This is a genomic window from Paenibacillus sp. ICGEB2008 (assembly GCF_000307675.1).
In the GTDB taxonomy this organism is placed as follows: domain Bacteria; phylum Bacillota; class Bacilli; order Paenibacillales; family Paenibacillaceae; genus Paenibacillus; species Paenibacillus polymyxa.
Genome location: NZ_AMQU01000016.1, coordinates 417,380 through 436,291 on the forward strand (window position 1 = coordinate 417,380; position 18,912 = coordinate 436,291).

Genomic DNA, 18,912 nt, shown 5'->3' on the forward strand with positions numbered 1-18,912 from the left:
GTAAATGTCATGGAATTATATTTTCTCGGTACAAATGCAGGGGTACCTACAATTCAGCGAAATGTAACGTCCATTGCTCTTCGTTTACTGGAGGAACGAAGAAGCATGTGGTTGTTTGACTGCGGTGAAGGCACTCAACAGGAAGTGTTGCGTTCGCCGCTCAAGCTGAGCAGACTTGAAAAAATATTTATCACTCATTTGCATGGCGATCATCTTTTTGGTCTGCCGGGTCTTTTGTCGAGCAGGGCATATCAGGGAGGTACGGCACCTCTGACGGTATATGGACCGCCTGGTCTTCAGCAATATATTGAGCTATCTTTAGGGATCAGCCAATCTCGTATCAACTACCCACTACATATTGTGGAGCATACGGGCGGGGTTCTGTTCGATGACGGTCAATTTCGGGTGGAGTCAGCTTTGTTGGATCATCGTATCGACAGTTATGGCTACCGAATTGTAGAGATGGATAAGCCCGGTAAGCTTAACCAAGAACTGTTGGAGCGATACGGGATCAAGCCTGGCCCAGTGTACGGTAAATTAAAGCGTGGAGAAAGTGTGGAAGTAGAGGGTGGAGTTATTCTGCATCCTCAGGATGTATTGGGTTCACCTAAAAAAGGGCGGATCGTCACTATTTTAGGTGACACGAGACCTTGTCCGAATACAGTAGTGCTGGCACGAGATGCAACTGTCGTCGTTCATGAAGCCACATTTCTGCATGATCTGGCGGATACGGCGTACGAGTATCATCATAGTACGGCGCTTCAGGCAGCGGAAGCTGCCAAAGCCGCAGGCGCGGGACAGTTAATTATGACGCATTTTAGTTCTAGGTATAAAGATCAAGAGCAGCTTCAGCCTTTGCTGGAGGAAGCGCGAAGCCTATTCCCCAATTCATTGCTTGCGGAGCAGCATGTGTTGTTACCGGTACCTGATATCGGTCAATAAATGATTGGAGAGAAGATATGTGCATAGGTGCCGGGGCTTGCTCCGGTGCTTTTCTTTTTCCTAGAAATTATTTTCCGGGAAAGCGCAGGATGCGACAAGAGGTGAGACGGGCATTAGTATGGGATGAACGAAATTGTTCTACCACATATGGAGGCATGTCATATTGGAGCTTCTATATATCGAATTTAAAGGATTTAGTTGCTTGAGTACGCCCAGGAAATACAGGGAATTTCCTTTGAAGACGTAGCTTCTTCGATGAGATTCGACGAAGAAATGATCTTATGCTATGTGGAAGCGACGGCTTTTAGCGAGGGATGACGCTATTTTGGATGGTTTACCAGCAATACATGGACTTCATAAGCATTTTTGACTTAAGATAGATGAGAGGAATGGAAATGACCGATTATTTAATGCCCTAAGTCATTCAGGTGGTTAAATAAAAAGGAGAATACCATTCATGGGGTGAATTAATATTTTCAATGTTATGATGTATGAAATGAAGCGGGGGAGGGGATTGCGATAAAATCGTTACTAATTGATCTGGATGGAACACTTTATCATGGAAATCGGATGATCAAGGGTGCGGATCTGTTCATTTCGCGATTGCGTTCAGAGCATATACCTTATGCATATGTCACCAACAATGCTTCACGCACACCCGAATCGGTGGCCGAGCATTTGATTGGTATGGGAATTGAAGCAGCTAGTCATGAAGTATATACTTCAGCGTTAGCAGCTGCACAATATGTTGCACAGCAAAGCCCTGGAGCTCATGTATATTGTATTGGTGAAACGGGATTACGCGAGGCACTCACAGGGGCTGGCTTGCAGCTTGTTCAGAATCATCCTGATTATGTGGTACAGGGGATAGATCGTCAATTTACATATGAAACGCTGGCAACTGCCATGCGTTGGATTCGTGAGGGAGCTACATTTATTTTGACAAATCCGGATCTACAATTGCCTTCGCATGACGGGCTTATACCAGGTGCAGGTACCATTGGAGCTGCCATTGAAGCTGCTTCACAGGTCAAACCGGTCGTCATCGGCAAGCCTTCAAGCGTGCTAATGAATTATGCACTAAATCGCTTGAACATTAGAGCGGATGAAGCTCTGGTTGTGGGCGATAATATGCTTACAGATATTGCGGCAGGTGCAGCAGCAGGTTGTAAAACAGCTCTGATTCTGACGGGTGTGACGACTCGCGCTAATATGGATGAACATATTCGTGCCGTTGGAGTAAAACCTGACCTGATGTTTGAAAGTTTGGACGAACTGCAGGAATGGATGCAAAAAGAGCTGAAATCATAAAAGGATATGACTTAGAAATATATGAGAATTCAAAGCTATGAGCTACGAAAGGAAAGATGTTGATATGCCGGAACTTCCTGAAATGGAAAACTACAGAATCTTATTATCAAAACAAATTTTGGACATTCCGATTACTGGAGTGGCGGTTAGCCGTGAAAAGTCCATTAATACTGAAGTGGAAACCTTTAAGAAGCAATTGCTGGGTGCGACCGTTGTATATTTAGAGCGTCGGGGCAAGCATTTGATTTTTCATTTAAATACGGGTAAACGGCTTGTGCTTCATCTCATGTTGGGAGGATTGTTGTATCTGGGAACGGAGGAGCAACGTCCAGACCGTACGGTTCAGATCGAATTGGATTTTAGCGGAGCGAAGCTTTATTTTATCGGACTGCGCTTAGGTTATCTGCACTTGCTGACGGCTAAAGAAACAGATGAAGCTTTGTCAGACCTGGGACCTGATCCGTTAGACCGTCGTATGACATTGGAAAATTTCACAGCACGTCTAAAAGGGCGACGGGGAATTTTGAAAACAACACTGGTAAACCAGCAGGTTTTTTCGGGGATTGGCAATTGCTATTCGGACGAAATTGCATATATCGCCGGATTTACACCGGGTTCCAAGGTGCAAAATATTGTGCAATCCCCAGAAAAAGTGGAGAAGCTATATCATGCTACTCAATCCGTACTTCGTGAAGCTACTGCGGAGGGCGGTTATATGGAAATGCCTCTGATGGAGGGAGACACGCTCACAGGTGGCTTTGATCATCAGTGTCGAGTATATGACCGTGAAGGAGAAGAATCTCCAAGCGGTGGGAAAATTGTAAGAGTCGAGCTGGCGGGGAAAAAAGCATTTTATTGCCCGGTGCAGCAGCATGATGCCTAAATTGCTTATCGGCTCTCACGTGAGTACGCGGGGTGGCTTTTCCAAAGCTGCTATACGTGCACGAGAGCATGGAGGACGTTCATTTCAATATTTTCCGAAAAATCCTCGTAGTCTCAAGCTGAAGGAATGGAACTCCATAGATGCTGCTGCTTGTAAAGATTACTGCTCAGAGCACCAGCTTCAATCTATTGCTCATTCGCCATACCCCGTTAATCCAGCTCATGGTCGCGAACGTGGTCAGGAACTTTATGAGTTGATGGTTGCTTCATTACGCAACGATTTGGATATTGCTGAAGCCTGTGGATCGAAGGGGATAGTTGTTCATTTTGGGCATATGCATTCGTCTGACCCGCTGGAGGGCTATCATAACATTATTAACTGCCTTAATGATGTGCTCGAAGGCTGGCAGGGAAATGCTAAAATATTAATTGAAAATCAAGCTGGGGATCACGGTCCCATGGGAACTACGCTCGAGGAAATGGTCCAAATTCGCCAATTGTGTCGAGATCCTGGCAGCATCGGATTTTGCCTGGATACTTGTCATGCGTATGCAGCAGGATTGTGGAACGGTGGAGTGGACGAGGCTTTGTTTGAAAAAGGGGACCGTCTCGGTTATTGGTCAGCGCTGTACGGAGTTCATTTGAATGATTCCAAACACCCGTACGGCTCTAAAAAAGACAGACATGCGCGCGTAGGGCAAGGTTACATTGGTATTGAAGGCATGCGCTGGATAACAGAACAAGAAGCTGTAAGAGGTATTCCCGTCGTTTTGGAGAGTGAGGCGGGACCTGATGGGACACATCAGGAGGACATTCGAATGATTCAAAGCTGGGAGTAAATTATTTTAAATAAATAATAGTTATCTTAGAGGCTTATGTAAGCTTACTTTTTTGGGAAGAAGGAGGAGAAGTTGGTGTATTTGTTTATGGACGATTATCGACCTTGTCCTCCAGGTTTTAAGCTGGCAAGGGACGCGGATGAGTGTCTGCTTCTGCTTCATGAATACCCAATTTCGATACTATCGTTAGATTATGATTTGGGTCCGGGTCAACCGACGGGAAAGGATGTAGCTGCTGCTATTGCAAGTAAACAGTTATATCCGCGTGAAATTTACTTGCATTCCTCCAGTCCGCAGGGGCGGCGAGCCATGTATGAACTGCTTTATGCGAATAAGCCGGAGGGAGTCACTGTGCATAACGGGCCGATTCCTGAGGGGCGTATGCAAGAGATCATAAACGAGTCTAAGCGATGAAAGAGGTCAGACAAAAAGAAGCACGCCGTGCCATATGGGAGGGATGCAAGCTGGCTTTGTTTGTATACACTCCCATGTGCGGAACATGCGCGGCTGCCCGTAGAATGTTAGAGGTAGCAGAGCATTTGCTCCCCGAAGGAGCAGTGGTGCAGAGCAACATTAACTATATTCCTGAACTGGTTCAGGAGTATCGGATTTCCAGTGTCCCCGCGCTTCTTATATATAATGGTGAAAACAAAAATCCTGAAATCATCTACAAAATGGAATCTGTAGAACACTTGCTGAGGAGGATAAGGAGCGTGATGGAATGATATCCATGAAGAACATTACATTACAGCGGGAAGAAAGACGTATCTTGGACGATGTAAGCCTAGAAATACGAGAAGGTGAACATTGGGCTATTCTGGGTCGAAATGGTTCCGGCAAAACAACATTGTTGGAAATGATGACAGGGTATATGTTTCCAAGTCGTGGTACGATTGAGGTGCTTGGGCAAACGTATGGTCAATGTGATGTGCGGGAAGTTCGCAAGCAGATCGGATACATTAGCCAGACATTACTGGAAAAGCTGGCGCTAAAAGATCCCGTTTGGGAAGTAGTAGCTACAGGTGCGTATGCTTTTTTGCGTTTTTATCAGGAGATTCCGACGGAGGCAAAAGAAAAAGCCGTATCTCTTTTGGAGGGTATGAATTTAGGCGATCTGATTCATCACCCGTTAGGTACCTTATCTCAAGGAGAACGTAAAAAGGTAATGCTGGCCCGCTCGCTGATGGCTGAACCTCGCCTACTGATAATGGACGAGCCTTGTGCCGGATTGGATTTATTTGAACGGGAAAAGATGTTGGTCGAGATTGATCGGCTTCGCAAGCGAGACTTATCAGTGGTCTATGTAACTCATCACATTGAGGAGATTGTCCCTCTCTTTACGCATGTTGCGTTGATTCGGGATGGCAAGGTCGCAGCTGCTGGATTGAAAAAAGAAGTTTTAACGAAAGAATTGATTATGCACACTTATGAAGTTCCAGTTGAGCTGGAATGGGATGGAGAACGTCCCTGGATCCGGGTGTGCGCTGGAGGGTAACGTTATTTTGGAGGAACTATACGTGAATACAGACGAACAGAGTGAGTCCACTTTGTCGACATCGAGATTTGTTTGTACGGCCAACCATGGTTTTGCACCCTATGCTCAGGAGGAGCTTAGAAGATTATTTGGCTCTGTGAAAAGCACGATGCTTCTACCTGGTGAAATTTTTCTAGCAACATTACCTGCGCAAGAAAATGAGGCAGTGAAGACGATTACAGGTCAGCCACCGATGTTTCTGCGCCACTTGTTTCCTGTTCATTTTCAGGAGGAAGGTACGGATCTGGTTCAAGTGCAAGAGCGTCTGGTTGCATTTATCCGTAACCGCAGGGAATTGATAGATCAACGTGTTTCTTTGCAAGTACGCAAAGGATCTAATAGCAGTTGGGCTGAAAGCGCAGGTGCGCTCAAGCTGGCTTTGAGTGAACAATTAAGTGATCTACCTATGGAATTAGTAGTACAAGGCGCCGATGTTATTGTGTCCGTTTTTGCAGATACAGATACGTGGTACGCAGGCGTATCACATCCTCAGGACAACCTATCAGATTGGAGCGGAGGTGCAGTTCGTTTTCAGAAGGAAGACGGACAGATCTCGCGTGCCAAATTCAAGCTACTGGAAGCAGAAGCAACGTTCGGCATTGATTTTAGCGCTTTCCATCAGGGACTGGATATTGGGGCAGCACCGGGTGGATGGACTTCCTTCTTGCTGGAGCGTGGACTGAAAGTTACAGCGGTTGATCCGGCCAAGATGGAGCCATCGCTGATGAAGTACGCCAATCTGACATTTTTGCGTAAAAATGCAAGTGAAGTCAAATTTAAAGAGAATTCGTTCGATCTGCTGGTTTGTGATATGAGTTGGAGTCCAAAACAGATGGCAAGGCTCGTTACTGATTTACTGTATAGTTTGCGGAGTGGTGGTACGGCTATCGTAACAGTCAAGCTAATGCATAAAAAGCCCTTGGCGCTTATTCATGATGTGATTGCTTCCTTTGAGGAGTCCGGCATGCAGATTCAGCGAGCCAAACAGCTTTTCCATAACCGAGATGAGATTACCCTGTATATGATCAAGTATGGAAAATAATTCTTTACAATAGATGCAGTGTGCTATATACTAAATCCAAATTGTTCCTTTAAAAAATATTTGTATTAAATCAAGGGAAAGCATCCCGCGAAATTGTTTTCATGTCATTATGAAGACTTCATTTTGCGGTGGCTTTCCCTTTTTTGCGTTGTCTGCTTGTAGAAGGGAGGTAAGAGAATGATGAATCAACCATCACAATTAGAGTTCGGGTCAATTGTCGGTGAACGTTACCGAATTATTCGTACGTTAGGTTCGGGAGGCATGAGCCGCGTGTTCATGGCCGAAGATTTAAAGCTGCCGGGCAAGCATTGGGCAGTGAAGGAGTCGATTGCCGACCCAAAAATAATGAAGATTGTACGGACGGAAGCCGAAATGTTGATTTCGCTAAGCCATCCACGTTTACCGAGGATTGTTGATTTTTTTGAATATCCTCCATCTGGTGCGGTATATCTGGTTATGGACTACATCGAAGGAATTACACTGGAAGCATACATGAGGGGATACCAAGGCTGTATTCCACAGGAGCAAATCATTCCATTCGCTCTGCAGGTACTGGATGTACTTGATTATTTGCATACCCGCCAATTGCCAGTCATTTATCGGGACCTCAAGCCGGCGAATATTATGCTGACACCGGAAATGGAATTTAAGCTAATCGATTTTGGGATAGCGAGGAGCTATAAGTCCGAGCTGGATCAGGATACGATAAAGCTGGGCACAGTGGGCTTTGCTGCCCCAGAGCAATATGGAACAGGACAGACGGATGCTCGCTCGGACCTGTACAGTCTAGGGGCGTTACTATTGTATCTATGTACAGGTGGTAAATATAGCGAGTGGACAGCAGGAGTTGAAGGGTATATTCGCGGGGAATTGCCTCGACATTTGATTCCGATAATTCGAAAGCTGCTGCGGCATCATCCTGAGGAACGATTTCAGTCTGCTGAGGAGGTCATTGGAGAACTGAGGCGCAGTGCTAATTTTCAGTCTGCTCAACCAGGGAAATCTGTTAGTAATGCTTCGTCGGATTATGCTGGAACAAGGGTAGTGGCAGTGTTGGGTGTGTCTTCCGGCTCCGGTGCTACACACACAGCAATTGCAGTGAGCCACTACTTGGCTCGAAAGACCCACTCCGTAGCCTTGGTTGAGCTGCATAGTACAGCTAAGGCATTTGCCCGACTGCAAGAAGTCGTGGAAGGCATACCTGTTGGACAAGCAAGTTCAAGTCGGCGTTTTGAAGTCGATGGAGTTCATTATTGGCGGCAAACATCTCGTGCAGATGTCATTTCCTTGCTGGGCGGATCCTACAGATTTATCGTACTGGACTTGGGGAATGGGCAGGACAATGAACGACTGGAAGAATTTTTGAGAGCCGATTATCCGCTAGTTGTCGGCTCAGGGGCCGAATGGAGAGTTCAGGATATAACGGGTCTAGCCCGATCTCTTCAGCGTCATCCGCAACACAAATGGAATTACTGCTTGCCATTGGCACCCTCGGGGGCTGTCCGCAGGTTACGAAAGGAGCTAGATCACGATAAAGTATTTGCGCTGCCGTTCCATTCAGATCCTTTCGAACGGGATGATCAAATGGATCAGGTATTGGACGAGCTTTTTCGTGGAGTCATTACAGACACTCGGAAAAGACGTTTCAGATTCCTTAAACAACAGCACTAAATGGGCAGGTATATATCTAAAGAGGTAGGGGAGAAGCTGTGTGTCCAAGCTAAGAAAAAGCAGCAAACAAAAACTATATGCAGGTTGTGTTGGCGCGGGTATTGTAGGCATGATCTTTGTGGGCTACCTTATGGTGAATATCCATCAAATGAGTGAGATCAGGAAGCAGGCAAAGGTGGAGGCAGAGCAGAAATGGAAACTGTATGAACAAGAGCAACGGACTGCGAAAACAGGCTGGGCGGTTGTTCGTGACATTTCACCAGGCGAGCAGATTACATCTAATGATTTGAAGGGAATTAAGGTTCCTGGTTCTCAAGCCCCGTCTAATTTGTTGACAAATAAAAGTGAAGTTTCTCGCACTACAGCTAAGATAGAACTAAAAAAAGGAGCTGTGCTTACATCAGCTATGATTACTGCTGATGAACCCACACCTAAGGATCTACGCAACCGTGAGTTAAAAGTGGTGGTACTGCCCAGCAGCCTGAAGCCAGGGGACGAGGTAGATATTCGCATTCAATTTCCAACAGGTCAGGATTACATTCTATTATCCAAAAAGAAGATTTCTCGGCTAGAAGGCCCAACCGTATGGGTTACTATGAATGAGCAGGAAATACTATCCCTTTCGAGTGCTATTGTAGATGCCTTTCTGCATAAAGCATCCATCTATGCTCTGACATATGTAGATCCCCAATTTCAGCCCAAGGCCATACAGACCTATCCGCCTAATGCACAGGTGTTAGCGTTAATGAATAGTGATCCGAATTTAGTCCGTGTTGCTGAACAAAAACTGTCCAAGCAGCTACGAAATTCTCTAGAAAATGCAATTAATTCATCAAACAATGTGATTTCAACGCCTGTGGAAAAAGGTCTAAGTGAGGAGGTTGCAGCTCAGCATGCAGGCACAACTATTGAAGATGCAGTAAGTGGAATTGATGATACAGGGAGTGAGGAACAGGACCACGAAGAACAAACGAAGATTCTAACGCAGGGTGGTAGCTCTGATCCGTATGCCAAATAAATGAGAGAAAAGGAACGGAAGTATGAAAACATGGATATTTGCCGGTCTTTGTGACAAAAGCGATACTTTATTATACATCAGCAGCGTATTGGCAGCTTCAGGCCAACAGGTACTGCTTGTGGACGCTACACTGCGGGGACAATATCGGTACAGCATAGGAATGCTCGATAAACCACTACCCATTACACAGTTTTGTGGATTCGATGTGGCGATTGGATTTACAGCATGGGAAGATCTGCATATCGGTATGCTGGCTGATCAAAAGGCAGAACAGACTTATGACATTGTTATTTTGGATGTAGAGCTACCTGATTTTTGTCCAATTTCTGTTTGGAAAATTTCGGAACTCCGGGTTTGGGTCAGTGATTATAGCCACATGCTAATGCACAGCGGACAGAATTGGCTTGAGCATTTGTTTGGCCAACCTGGATTTCCCAAAGATCTTGTATTTCACAAGCTATTTATACAGGCAGTGGATTGCGGTGTGGAGGAGGCGTATTTGTGGGAATACATGAATCGCTTTCCTGCCTTATGGCAACCAGAGCCGTATGTACTGCCATGGGATGAAGGACAGCTTGCTCTAAAGCTGGAAAATGAGCATAAAAAACAGCTTCTGTTAAAACCTCTATCCAGAATATATAAGAGAGAATTGTGCCGTTGTATTGGAGAATGGATGAGTTGGGAGATAAAAGAAAGTCGTCGTGCGCTAAAGCGTGCGGAAAGGAGGAGAGCATGAGCACCATTTTGTTTTGGAGCCCCACTAAGGGAGCGAGTGGAAGTAGCTCATTAGCGGCAGCAATAGCAATTACCATAGGTAATTTATATAGAGGAAGACTTTTGTTGACTCATTTGGGCCGTAGGCATACCGGTATTGAATCAGGATTTCCTATACAGGAGTATGGCATGGACGATCCAAGTCTACAGATTCAGGAAGGGGGCTGGGATGCTGTTTCACGTTTAGTTCTGAGAGGGACGCTGTCTAGAGAAAATATTCGTAACTATACGACACCTGTACTAGAACACACTCTGGATGTACTTGAGGGAACCTCTGGTTTTGGAGCTGCACCGCCGCTACTTTCCCCTGATCTTGTAAAAGTGGTAATTGATACAGCAAATCAATATTATGATTTAACGCTGATTGATGCAGGGAGTGGAGTAGGCTGGGGGGCTGTACAGCATGAAGCATGTGCACAAGCCAAACTGGCCGTTCTTTCGCTCACTCAGAATATGCGTGAGTTGGACGCTTATTTTGAATCTGTGTCTCCATTATCCACATATTCGTCATTACCCATATTAGTTGTCCTTGGAAAATATGATGTGCATTCACAAGCGAATGAAGCGAATATCCGCAGGAGATATGGCTACAAGGGTACTTTGCTTACAGTCCCTTACAGCACCGACTTTATGGATGCATGGAACCGCAGGGATGTGATTGGTCATGTGCAACGCGAGGTGCGAAGTGGAAAAGAGCAGCAACGTAAGCCTTTTATGTCTGTAGGATGGGCGCAGAGCATACGGCAGATTAGCAAAGCTATTCTGGAGGCGGCAGAGTCCGATCTTCGGCTCAAGGCTTTGGAGAGGGGCGCTTAATGCTGTCCGCTCATATGATCAACGGATTAATTATTACCTGCATTGTGCTACTGTGCATCGTACTGATTATTTTTAAATATCGAGGAAATCTTCACTCGCAACATTCAGCTCTTCGGGTAGAACCAAAGAGCGAAGATGCCACATTCGAAACATTGATAGAGTATATCAAAAATGCGCTTCATGAACTAAGTCATAGCCAGATGGCGGATGCCGGATTACATGAAGAGGAATATAGGCGGCGTATCCATCAAAGGGCAGAACTACGAAGGGCGTTAAAGGACTGTGCCAATGGCAGCAGTGGAGATAAACGTTTTGTTAAAAATCTGATGAGTGAGCTTCTGATTAACGGTTACGGATTGAACGAGAAAATCGCCGATACTGTTATGCCATTCTCCAGACCTGAGTTGTTTAGCACACAAGATCAATTCGAAATTATTTTTTACCAATATCAGCAGAAATTTGGCGCGGATGCACTATCACGTTTGCTGGATACTTATGACTTAGCCGAAATGAGGTATTCACAGCAAGGTGAAGAGGATGGAAGCTATTTCGTAACGACAGAGGATATCCGCTATATCTATGACTGTGAATACCGTCCCCTTTCCTTTATGGAGAAAGTGGATATTATTGTGCAGCGGATTTATCAACATTACAAAGGTTTTTCTGTCATTGATGATATTCGTGACCAGAGGATCGATGGTGTAAGTGGGGGTGTAAGTGGTGTGCCGGAAGGGAGTATTTCTTCATCACCACAGTGGCCTTCAGATAGGTATGCATTTGAACAAACCTCTGCGCCCATAATGAATGGATATGAGAGTGTATGGATTTTCTACAAAGGTAAAACTATCCACCTTTCATTCCTCTCCTTTGGATCGGAACGTGAGCTTAAAAGGGTATGTCAAAATATTTACAAATACAATTACCCAGGACAGCTTTCTGAAGCGAATGGTTATAAGGTCAATGAAATGAAGGATGGATCACGGGTAGTAGTAGTGCGCCCGCCTTTCTCTGAATCATGGGCTTTCTTTGTTCGTAAATTTGATATTCAAAGCGCTTCGCTCGAACAGTTAATTAGGGGACAAAACGCTGATGTTCCAATCCAGCTACTATCATATCTAATGAAAGGCAGTCGGATTACTGCAATTACAGGTGCGCAGGGTTCAGGTAAGACAACATTGTTAATGGCGATGGTCAAGCATATTTACGCTTCGTATACGCTTCGCGTTCAGGAAATGGCCTTTGAACTGCATCTACGCAGCATTTACAGTCGCCGTAATATTCTTACTTTTCGAGAAACAGATCATATTTCAGGGCAACAAGGTCTTGACTTGCAGAAAAAAACAGATGGAACCGTTAATATTCTAGGCGAAGTAGCGAGTGATGAAGTAGCTGCTTGGATGATTCAAATGTCGCAGGTTGCTAGTTTGTTCACTATTTTTACTCACCATGCTAAAACATTTCGTGATCTTGTATTTTCACTTCGTAATTCACTGCTCAAAACAGGAGTATTTCAGCATGAAGATATTGCTGAAGAACAGGTAGTGCATGTCATTAACTTTGATGTTCATCTCAAGCGTGATGCGCAAGGGCGGCGTTATATCGAACGGATCACAGAATGTGTACCGCGTAATCCAGAGCATACGAATATAGGTCCCAATGCTTCATCGAGTTATAGCTATCGCCATGTTATGGAATATCGAAATGGAAGCTATATACCAATGGAGCCCTTAACAGCTAAAAGTGTAGAAGAAATGTGTGAGCAGATGAATGCAAACGATGCGGCAGATTTCCGCAGTTTTTTGACCCGTTATTGGGAGGAAGACTATGAGTCTTAAAGAAATTTTATTGTGGGTTTTGCTTATATCAGGTGGGGGATTTGCAGTTCTATATACAGTTTTGTATGGGTTGCATAAGCATAAGAGCTATGCAGTTCGCAGAGGTAGAATTCATTCTGTACAGGAAGCACGAAAGGGAAAAGCGGTACTTCAACGGGAACTTCAAACTTTAATGCATAAATTGTATACGCTGTGTATGAGGGTCCCTATCACAGCTGGATACATCACAAGTGTACGTAAGCGACTAGCTGGTCAGCATGCATACGATGAGTATAAGCTTCGTCTGCAGACCATGAAGATGATACTGCTCATTTGGGGGGCTTTTGCTTGCAGCGGCGTTGTGCTGCTGATGATGAAACCAGGAATAGAGTTTGCTGTATTGGCCGTTTTATGCGGAGTGGTAATCAACAGCCTTATTATAGACGTGACCACTAGCCAAATGGAAAAAAGGCTACTTGGGCAAATGATCGAATTGTTCGCCAATGTACGTCATCACTATCATCAGCACGGTATGGTGGAAGAAGCCATATCCGAAGTAGCCGATTTAGCAGAGGCAGAGGCTGGAAGACATGCACGGTTCATCTATGAGGCGCTGACAGATGCTGATCCCCACGAGGCCCTCGAAAGATATTATGAATCAGCTCCAAATCGTTTTTTAAAAGCCTTTGCTGGTATCTCGTATATGGTCATGGAGTTTGGTGATCGGGTTGAGGATGGTGGTTCCATTTATTTAAAGGGGCTAAGCAGTCTTGCACGCGAAATCCAGTTGGAGTTGCTGAGGAGAAATAAACTGGACTACCTGCTAAAAAGTTTAAACGTGATCGCTCTGGCCCCTGTTTTCTTTACTACCCCAATCGAGAGATGGGCGAGATCCAGCTTTCCATCCATGGATGAGTTTTATCAGGGGAAATTGGGTTATATCACAAAATTGACCGTTTACATTGTTATCATCCTATCCTACTTTCTGTTACAGAAACTGCAACAGTCCGACGAGACAGGATATCGTGCGGGTAAAGGGCGTAGGGTGTGGGAGCAGAGGTTATATCGTATGCCCATCATTCGTAATATGGTGGATTCTCTAATTCCTCGGCAGCATATGTCATCTTATTTCCAGATAACCCGACTCCTAAAGGAAAGTGGTGCGGAGGTAAAGTTCGAGTGGCTCTACATTCGCAGAATTGCTCTTTTTATCTTAGGATTAGTGCTTAGTATTAGTACTATATTTGTTTTACATGGAGCTGAAAAAAGGCATATCCTTCACGCGCCAGTACAATCGGGGCAAATGTTTGGACGTTTAAGTCCGACAGAGGAAAAGGAAGCTTTGAAGCAGAGTGAGATTGACCGCAAAATCATGCAAATGTTGAACATGAAAGCGGACAGCACATACGAGCGAACGTACGCTGCTTTAGAACATTATGCTAATGGCACAGCTACTCCAGAGCAGCTATCCAGGAATACTCATCGAATCCTCCAAAAGCTGAAAGATTGGAATGAAGAATATATAAAGTGGTGGGAAGTACTGATTAGTATGATTGCTGGGTATGTAGCCTACCAAATGCCCATACTTTTATTATATTTGCAACGGAAAATGCGTCATTTGGACATGAAGCATGAGGTCTATCAGTTTCAAACGGTTATTTCCATTTTACGGGTTATGGAACGAATGTCTGTCGAGGAAATATTGGAGTGGCTGAATAGATTTTCAGTAATCCTCAAAAGACCTCTGCAAAAATGTCTGCTTCATTATGAACATGGGCCTGAGGCGGCTCTCGATTTGTTGAAAGAAGAAGCACCTTTGCCGGAATTTCAACGTCTGGTGGACAAGCTCCATTTATCTTTGGGTAAAATTACCATTAGAGAGGCGTTTGATGATTTGGAATCCCATATGTCCTACTATTTTGAACAAAGAAAACAGGAGTATGAAAAAATAATAGACAGCAAGGCGATCTGGGGGAGGATGATTGGTTTTGCCCCAATGTATGGTCTTATCTTTTTATATTTGGTAATTCCACTGATCGGTATGAGCTTTGTTCAAATGGATAGCTATTATGAGCAAATACAAAAAATTCAGTAAGTAAGTTCAATGATGATTAACCAATATTACAAGTTGAGGAGAGAAAAAAATGAATAATGCATCAACGGCATTAAAGGTAGCCGCTGGGATATTTTTGACCATCGCACTAATCACAATTGTAGTTATACTGTTTATCTCAGCTCAGGAAGCCACTAAAACGGCACAAAACAATTTCGCCGATATCCAGACCGAATTGTCTCAAGCCTCTTTTACGGTATACGACGGCACAACGATTAGCGGCTCCCAGGTAACCAATGCGCTGCGGAAGTTTCAGGGAAAGGACCAGTTCGGTATTCAAATTAAAACTGGCAAAAACATGTCAGGACAGTGGTACGGAAATGCTCTGAACATTAGTCCAGACAGTGAGCAGTATGGCGCTGTGAATGGCGGCAGTGATAAGACAGGAAAAATCGCGAATACACTGAATGAAAAGGAGAATGAATATGTAAATCCAAGTGGTAAATTCAAGGCTGAAATCGTTAAAGACAAATCTAACGTGGTACGTGGGTTGTTGTTTACCCAGTCTTAAGTAGTACAGCAAGAATAATAGTTATAAGGGAGTCGTGAGTATGTCTGATCACGCTTCAAGTATGCTGCGGCTTGGTGTGTCAGTTATTCTATTTGTAACCGCATGTGCAGCAGCAGCAAACTTGTCCAGTCAACTGGATAGCGCACTGGAATTAAGGTCGCAGCAGGAGGAGCAATCTGAGGGACGGATCTCCCGTACTATAGGGGTGGAGACGCCGCAACGGATTAAAGGGACTCAAGTCATTCAGACCATTCGCTTGAACTTGCAGGAGGGGATTTCGGTTCAAGTTGACGGTTCAGAGTACGATGTATATTCTGAACCGTTTGAGCCTGATGTATCTACCTTGGATGCTTCCTCTATATATGCCATGTACTCACAGCGTAATGGGAATGGAGACATAACATCTGTACGTTTTGAGAAATTGGGGGAGGACTGAAGTGGTTCAAACAATATCTAAGCTGTTGGGAGCACTGCTAGCTGTATTACTTTTGTACATCGTACCCGCAGCTCAAGCTGCTGAACGGCAGGATGATATATCCGGGTTAAATACATATCATTCGACTGTACATTTTGTTGATATGGTAAGAACCAAAGGTTACATTACACCGACGATGTATAACGATTTTATACGTGATCTGGAGCTGACAGGCAATACGTACGAAGTTCATTTGGAGCATATGCACAAAAAATATGTACCGAATTATGCAGATGCGGCGAAGCCAGACAGTTTTCTGGGTAATTATGAAGTTGTATACGATAGTTACTATAACCCGCAAATCTTACCTGTACTGTTTCCTGATTATTCGCAGCCCAAGTCGGAACAGATACGTCGGTATACCTTGATGGCCGGTGATTATTTTACAGTACGATTATATAATACGAATCGGACTCCTGCGGATTTATACAAATCATGGCTTCTGGGTGGAATAGATAACGATAAGCCGGCAGTTTCAGCTTCTTACGGGGGCATGGTTTTGAATGAAGATTACTGATTTTGCAGTTATATTTATCCTACTCTTTTTGCCCTTTGGTGTGGTTAGTGATTTACGAGTGCAGAATCAGCGTGAAGTACAGCAGCTAGAAATGAAATATACGTCTGCTCTCCGTACCGCAGTTCAAGATGCAGGTGTTGTGCTCTCACAGAATGAACGTCAGGAACGCGAGGCCGGATATGGATCAGATAAGTTTTTTCGTGTAGATAAAGAAGAAGCGCTGGTCACGTTCTTGCACACTTTTTTCCTTAATATGGACATTGATGGGGATACAGCAGCACAACGTGCGTTATTGAATTACATACCAGCTATTGTGATACTGGATTATGATGGTTATTATACGTTCGCTTCATCATCCTATAAAGATGCGTATGGACAAGCGGTTATAGGCCCCAAGTGGAGCGAAAAAAAGCCTTATGCCTATGTTGATTCCGCAGGCAATAGTGTGGGATTCACCCTGGATAATTATCTACATGCCTATGATGCGCAGAATCACAGATGGGTGGAGGGGGTTCAAAAAGAGCTTGAGGGTCAGACCCCCATTTCGTTACTGAACAATTCATTAACCTTTGAGCAAATACGCCGTTCCACCATTGTTCGCACCATTCAGGAAGATCTGGCTCGACTGATTAATGTCCATAACGAAAAAGTAGCACGGAATGGCATTTCCTATACGTTCACCCTACCACTCATTTCACAAGAGGAGTGGTATAACACAATAGATGATGTGGGTATGATCGCGTTTATCCAAGGTATTCCAGTTGGAGACAGGTATTACAATAACTATGGGTTTGGTGGTGGAAGAGTCGTCCGAAAGCAATCTATTATTGGTGGCATAGAACCGGGTACTGGAATGAAATATTTTTATAGAGATTCATATCCAACCCCTTTTCAAGCGACTGAGCGTTTTACGGATGAAAAATCTGCGGCAGCTGCTGGTTATTTTGAGTACCAATATCATAACAGCTTAAAATAATTACCCTCCGGGGTGGGTTTCGTATTATTAGGTCAACCAAAAGGTTGGCCTGTTTTAATAGGAGTTTAATCTGACGTTAGCCGGGAAGAACTTTGTTTTGAAATGGGCAGAGAAATAGACGAATCTCCAAGCCAAGCCGATAGCACAGTAGAAGCAGTGCCAGCCTAGTCTTTTGCCTTTATGGTCACTGCTTTTTTAAAGAGTGAGTCAAATAAATGGAATTTAATACTCGACTTACCGGGGGAGTTCCAAAGAAGATGATACCACTTGGAAGTATATGTTATTAAATGTAACTTTAAGTAATAACATCTTTTGAAGTGAAGGACGAAAACGCTTGTGAATATTTTTGTCTTGGCCTCAATTAGGCTTTTGCCTATTGTTAAAGGTTTTTTAGTCCTTTATATAGGCAGCCGCATATGATAAGTAAACACTGAATCAAATAAAGGAGAATGAGTATGTACTATAAATCATGCCATCACTTTCCATGGCATATTCCTATGTATAACAGCTGTAATTACAATTATCGGAGTTATGATCCTCAAGACTACAATTGGTATAATAACGACAGTAATCTCTATGAAAAGATAATATTAAGAGATTATGGACAAAGTCCATTTGTAGTGAATATGGACCAGGCTGCAAAACAAAACAAAAATTATCGTACCGCTATATGGACAGGAAAACATTTACAAGTGACTCTAATGAGCATTAATGTTGGCGATGATATCGGTTTAGAAGCTCATCCAACAACTGATCAATTCATACGTATTGAAGAAGGTCAGGGACTTGTTCAAATGGGGGATAGGAAAGACCAATTAGATTTTCAAGTGATGGCCTATGATGGCTATGCAATTATGATACCTGCTGGAAAATGGCACAATGTAATTAATACAGGAAATATGCCCCTTAAGATATACGTTATCTATGCACCGCCTGAGCATCCATTTGGAACAGTTCATGAATCAAAAGAAATTGCCATGTCTGCTGAAAGATAAATAAATCCAATTATATTTTATTTCTTCCCGGTCCGGAACCCAGGCCGGGATAATTACATTTTCTCCATTTTATTATTCCTTCGATACTCATGAGGACTGTCTACATAGAGTTCTGTTTTTTAATTGTTATTAGAACTTATCAATTATTAAGGTATTCATTATTTGGAATTGTAAGCTTCTGCATACTAACTTCAACGCAATAATTCCGATCTTACCATTATGCTTATCTTAGAGTCTGGTTCAACATCTTAGAACTGAGCTTGAAGCTTAAATTGCCAAAAGAAGCAAAGAAACTCCTTATGTACCTACCGAAGAGGAGATTAAGCGCTACTTCGATATGATTTAGCAAGCGAAAAACCTTCAAGACATATTGATTGTCAATACGTTGCTATTTACCGACTTTTGGGAAGCGAGTTGACCAATATCAAGTTGGCCGATGTCGATTTCTACTACTTTCAAATCCGGATTAATAAGGGCAATGAGGGCAAAAAAACAAGCCATGTCCTTAGCGTATATTTTCGTTAAAATGTTGGTGGACCCCTTGACTAACATTAGCTGGTTTTCTTTTTTTAGGCCACTCCATCTGAAAACCTTAAAATTCGCTGTTTTCAATGTTCCGATAAGGGTGCCGAATGTGCTACAATAAAGCTTTGAAAGAAACGAAAGATTGATGAAATAAGAA

Annotated in this window: 20 protein-coding genes; 19 read left to right on the forward strand and 1 reads right to left on the reverse strand. The window is 43.7% G+C overall.

Translation table 11 applies throughout. The annotated features are described in order from the left end of the window. Positions 1–9 precede the first annotated feature (9 nt). The 19 genes from rnz to C400_RS0117085 all read left to right on the forward strand — a co-directional run bounded on the left by rnz (position 10) and on the right by C400_RS0117085 (position 18,230). The gene (gene rnz / locus C400_RS0116995) at positions 10–942 is read left to right on the forward strand and encodes a ribonuclease Z (RefSeq protein ID WP_016821944.1); all 933 of its coding nucleotides are present in this window, start codon (positions 10–12) and stop codon (positions 940–942) included. Between the two features lie 570 nt (positions 943–1,512). Beyond that, entirely contained in the window at positions 1,513–2,253 is a 741-nt protein-coding gene (locus C400_RS0117000) for an HAD-IIA family hydrolase (RefSeq protein WP_017427701.1), read from the forward strand. Between the two features lie 64 nt (positions 2,254–2,317). Further along, positions 2,318–3,136, forward strand: coding sequence for an Fpg/Nei family DNA glycosylase (locus tag C400_RS0117005; protein ID WP_026065468.1), 819 nt, complete (start codon positions 2,318–2,320; stop codon positions 3,134–3,136). Beyond that, on the forward strand, positions 3,126–3,974 hold the full coding sequence (locus C400_RS0117010) for a deoxyribonuclease IV (RefSeq protein ID WP_017427702.1): 849 nt from the start codon (positions 3,126–3,128) through the stop codon (positions 3,972–3,974). The genes C400_RS0117005 and C400_RS0117010 overlap by 11 nt, the downstream gene beginning before the upstream one ends. A gap of 75 nt (positions 3,975–4,049) precedes the next feature. Further along, positions 4,050–4,388 (forward strand): cyclic-phosphate processing receiver domain-containing protein, encoded by a 339-nt coding sequence (locus C400_RS0117015; RefSeq protein ID WP_017427703.1) that lies wholly within the window; start codon positions 4,050–4,052, stop codon positions 4,386–4,388. After that, positions 4,385–4,699 (forward strand): thioredoxin family protein, encoded by a 315-nt coding sequence (locus C400_RS0117020; RefSeq protein ID WP_017427704.1) that lies wholly within the window; start codon positions 4,385–4,387, stop codon positions 4,697–4,699. Before C400_RS0117015 ends, C400_RS0117020 begins: the two co-directional genes overlap by 4 nt. Beyond that, positions 4,696–5,469, forward strand: a complete 774-nt coding sequence (locus tag C400_RS0117025; protein WP_017427705.1) for an ABC transporter ATP-binding protein — start codon at positions 4,696–4,698, stop codon at positions 5,467–5,469. Before C400_RS0117020 ends, C400_RS0117025 begins: the two co-directional genes overlap by 4 nt. A 22-nt stretch (positions 5,470–5,491) precedes the next feature. After that, positions 5,492–6,550 carry an SAM-dependent methyltransferase gene (locus C400_RS0117030; protein ID WP_026065469.1) on the forward strand — a complete coding sequence of 353 codons (1,059 nt, stop codon included), beginning with the start codon at positions 5,492–5,494 and terminating at the stop codon, positions 6,548–6,550. Between the two features lie 177 nt (positions 6,551–6,727). Continuing rightward, entirely contained in the window at positions 6,728–8,221 is a 1,494-nt protein-coding gene (locus tag C400_RS0117035; RefSeq protein ID WP_016821937.1) for a serine/threonine protein kinase, read from the forward strand. A 40-nt stretch (positions 8,222–8,261) separates the two neighbouring features. After that, positions 8,262–9,239 carry an SAF domain-containing protein gene (locus tag C400_RS0117040; RefSeq protein ID WP_017427707.1) on the forward strand — a complete coding sequence of 326 codons (978 nt, stop codon included), beginning with the start codon at positions 8,262–8,264 and terminating at the stop codon, positions 9,237–9,239. A gap of 22 nt (positions 9,240–9,261) precedes the next feature. Further along, positions 9,262–9,975: a hypothetical protein gene (locus tag C400_RS0117045; RefSeq protein WP_016821935.1), complete on the forward strand. Its 714-nt coding sequence runs from the start codon at positions 9,262–9,264 to the stop codon at positions 9,973–9,975. Further along, complete coding sequence (locus tag C400_RS0117050) at positions 9,972–10,829, forward strand: hypothetical protein (RefSeq protein WP_017427708.1); 858 nt, start codon at positions 9,972–9,974, stop codon at positions 10,827–10,829. Before C400_RS0117045 ends, C400_RS0117050 begins: the two co-directional genes overlap by 4 nt. Then, complete coding sequence (locus tag C400_RS0117055) at positions 10,829–12,664, forward strand: ATPase, T2SS/T4P/T4SS family (protein WP_017427709.1); 1,836 nt, start codon at positions 10,829–10,831, stop codon at positions 12,662–12,664. Before C400_RS0117050 ends, C400_RS0117055 begins: the two co-directional genes overlap by 1 nt. Beyond that, positions 12,654–14,738 (forward strand): hypothetical protein, encoded by a 2,085-nt coding sequence (locus C400_RS0117060; protein ID WP_017427710.1) that lies wholly within the window; start codon positions 12,654–12,656, stop codon positions 14,736–14,738. Before C400_RS0117055 ends, C400_RS0117060 begins: the two co-directional genes overlap by 11 nt. 49 nt (positions 14,739–14,787) lie before the next feature. Beyond that, complete coding sequence (locus C400_RS0117065) at positions 14,788–15,267, forward strand: hypothetical protein (protein WP_016821930.1); 480 nt, start codon at positions 14,788–14,790, stop codon at positions 15,265–15,267. 40 nt (positions 15,268–15,307) lie between these two features. After that, on the forward strand, positions 15,308–15,703 hold the full coding sequence (locus tag C400_RS0117070; RefSeq protein WP_016821929.1) for a hypothetical protein: 396 nt from the start codon (positions 15,308–15,310) through the stop codon (positions 15,701–15,703). A gap of 1 nt (position 15,704) precedes the next feature. Further along, positions 15,705–16,259: a hypothetical protein gene (locus C400_RS0117075; protein WP_017427711.1), complete on the forward strand. Its 555-nt coding sequence runs from the start codon at positions 15,705–15,707 to the stop codon at positions 16,257–16,259. Then, the gene (locus tag C400_RS0117080) at positions 16,246–17,235 is read left to right on the forward strand and encodes a hypothetical protein (RefSeq protein ID WP_017427712.1); all 990 of its coding nucleotides are present in this window, start codon (positions 16,246–16,248) and stop codon (positions 17,233–17,235) included. Before C400_RS0117075 ends, C400_RS0117080 begins: the two co-directional genes overlap by 14 nt. A 455-nt stretch (positions 17,236–17,690) precedes the next feature. Continuing rightward, positions 17,691–18,230, forward strand: coding sequence for a cupin domain-containing protein (locus C400_RS0117085; protein WP_017427713.1), 540 nt, complete (start codon positions 17,691–17,693; stop codon positions 18,228–18,230). Between the two features lie 360 nt (positions 18,231–18,590). Here C400_RS0117085 and C400_RS28005 read toward each other — a convergent pair whose 3' ends face one another. After that, positions 18,591–18,782 (reverse strand): hypothetical protein, encoded by a 192-nt coding sequence (locus C400_RS28005; RefSeq protein WP_232795386.1) that lies wholly within the window; start codon positions 18,780–18,782, stop codon positions 18,591–18,593. Positions 18,783–18,912: the final 130 nt, after the last annotated feature.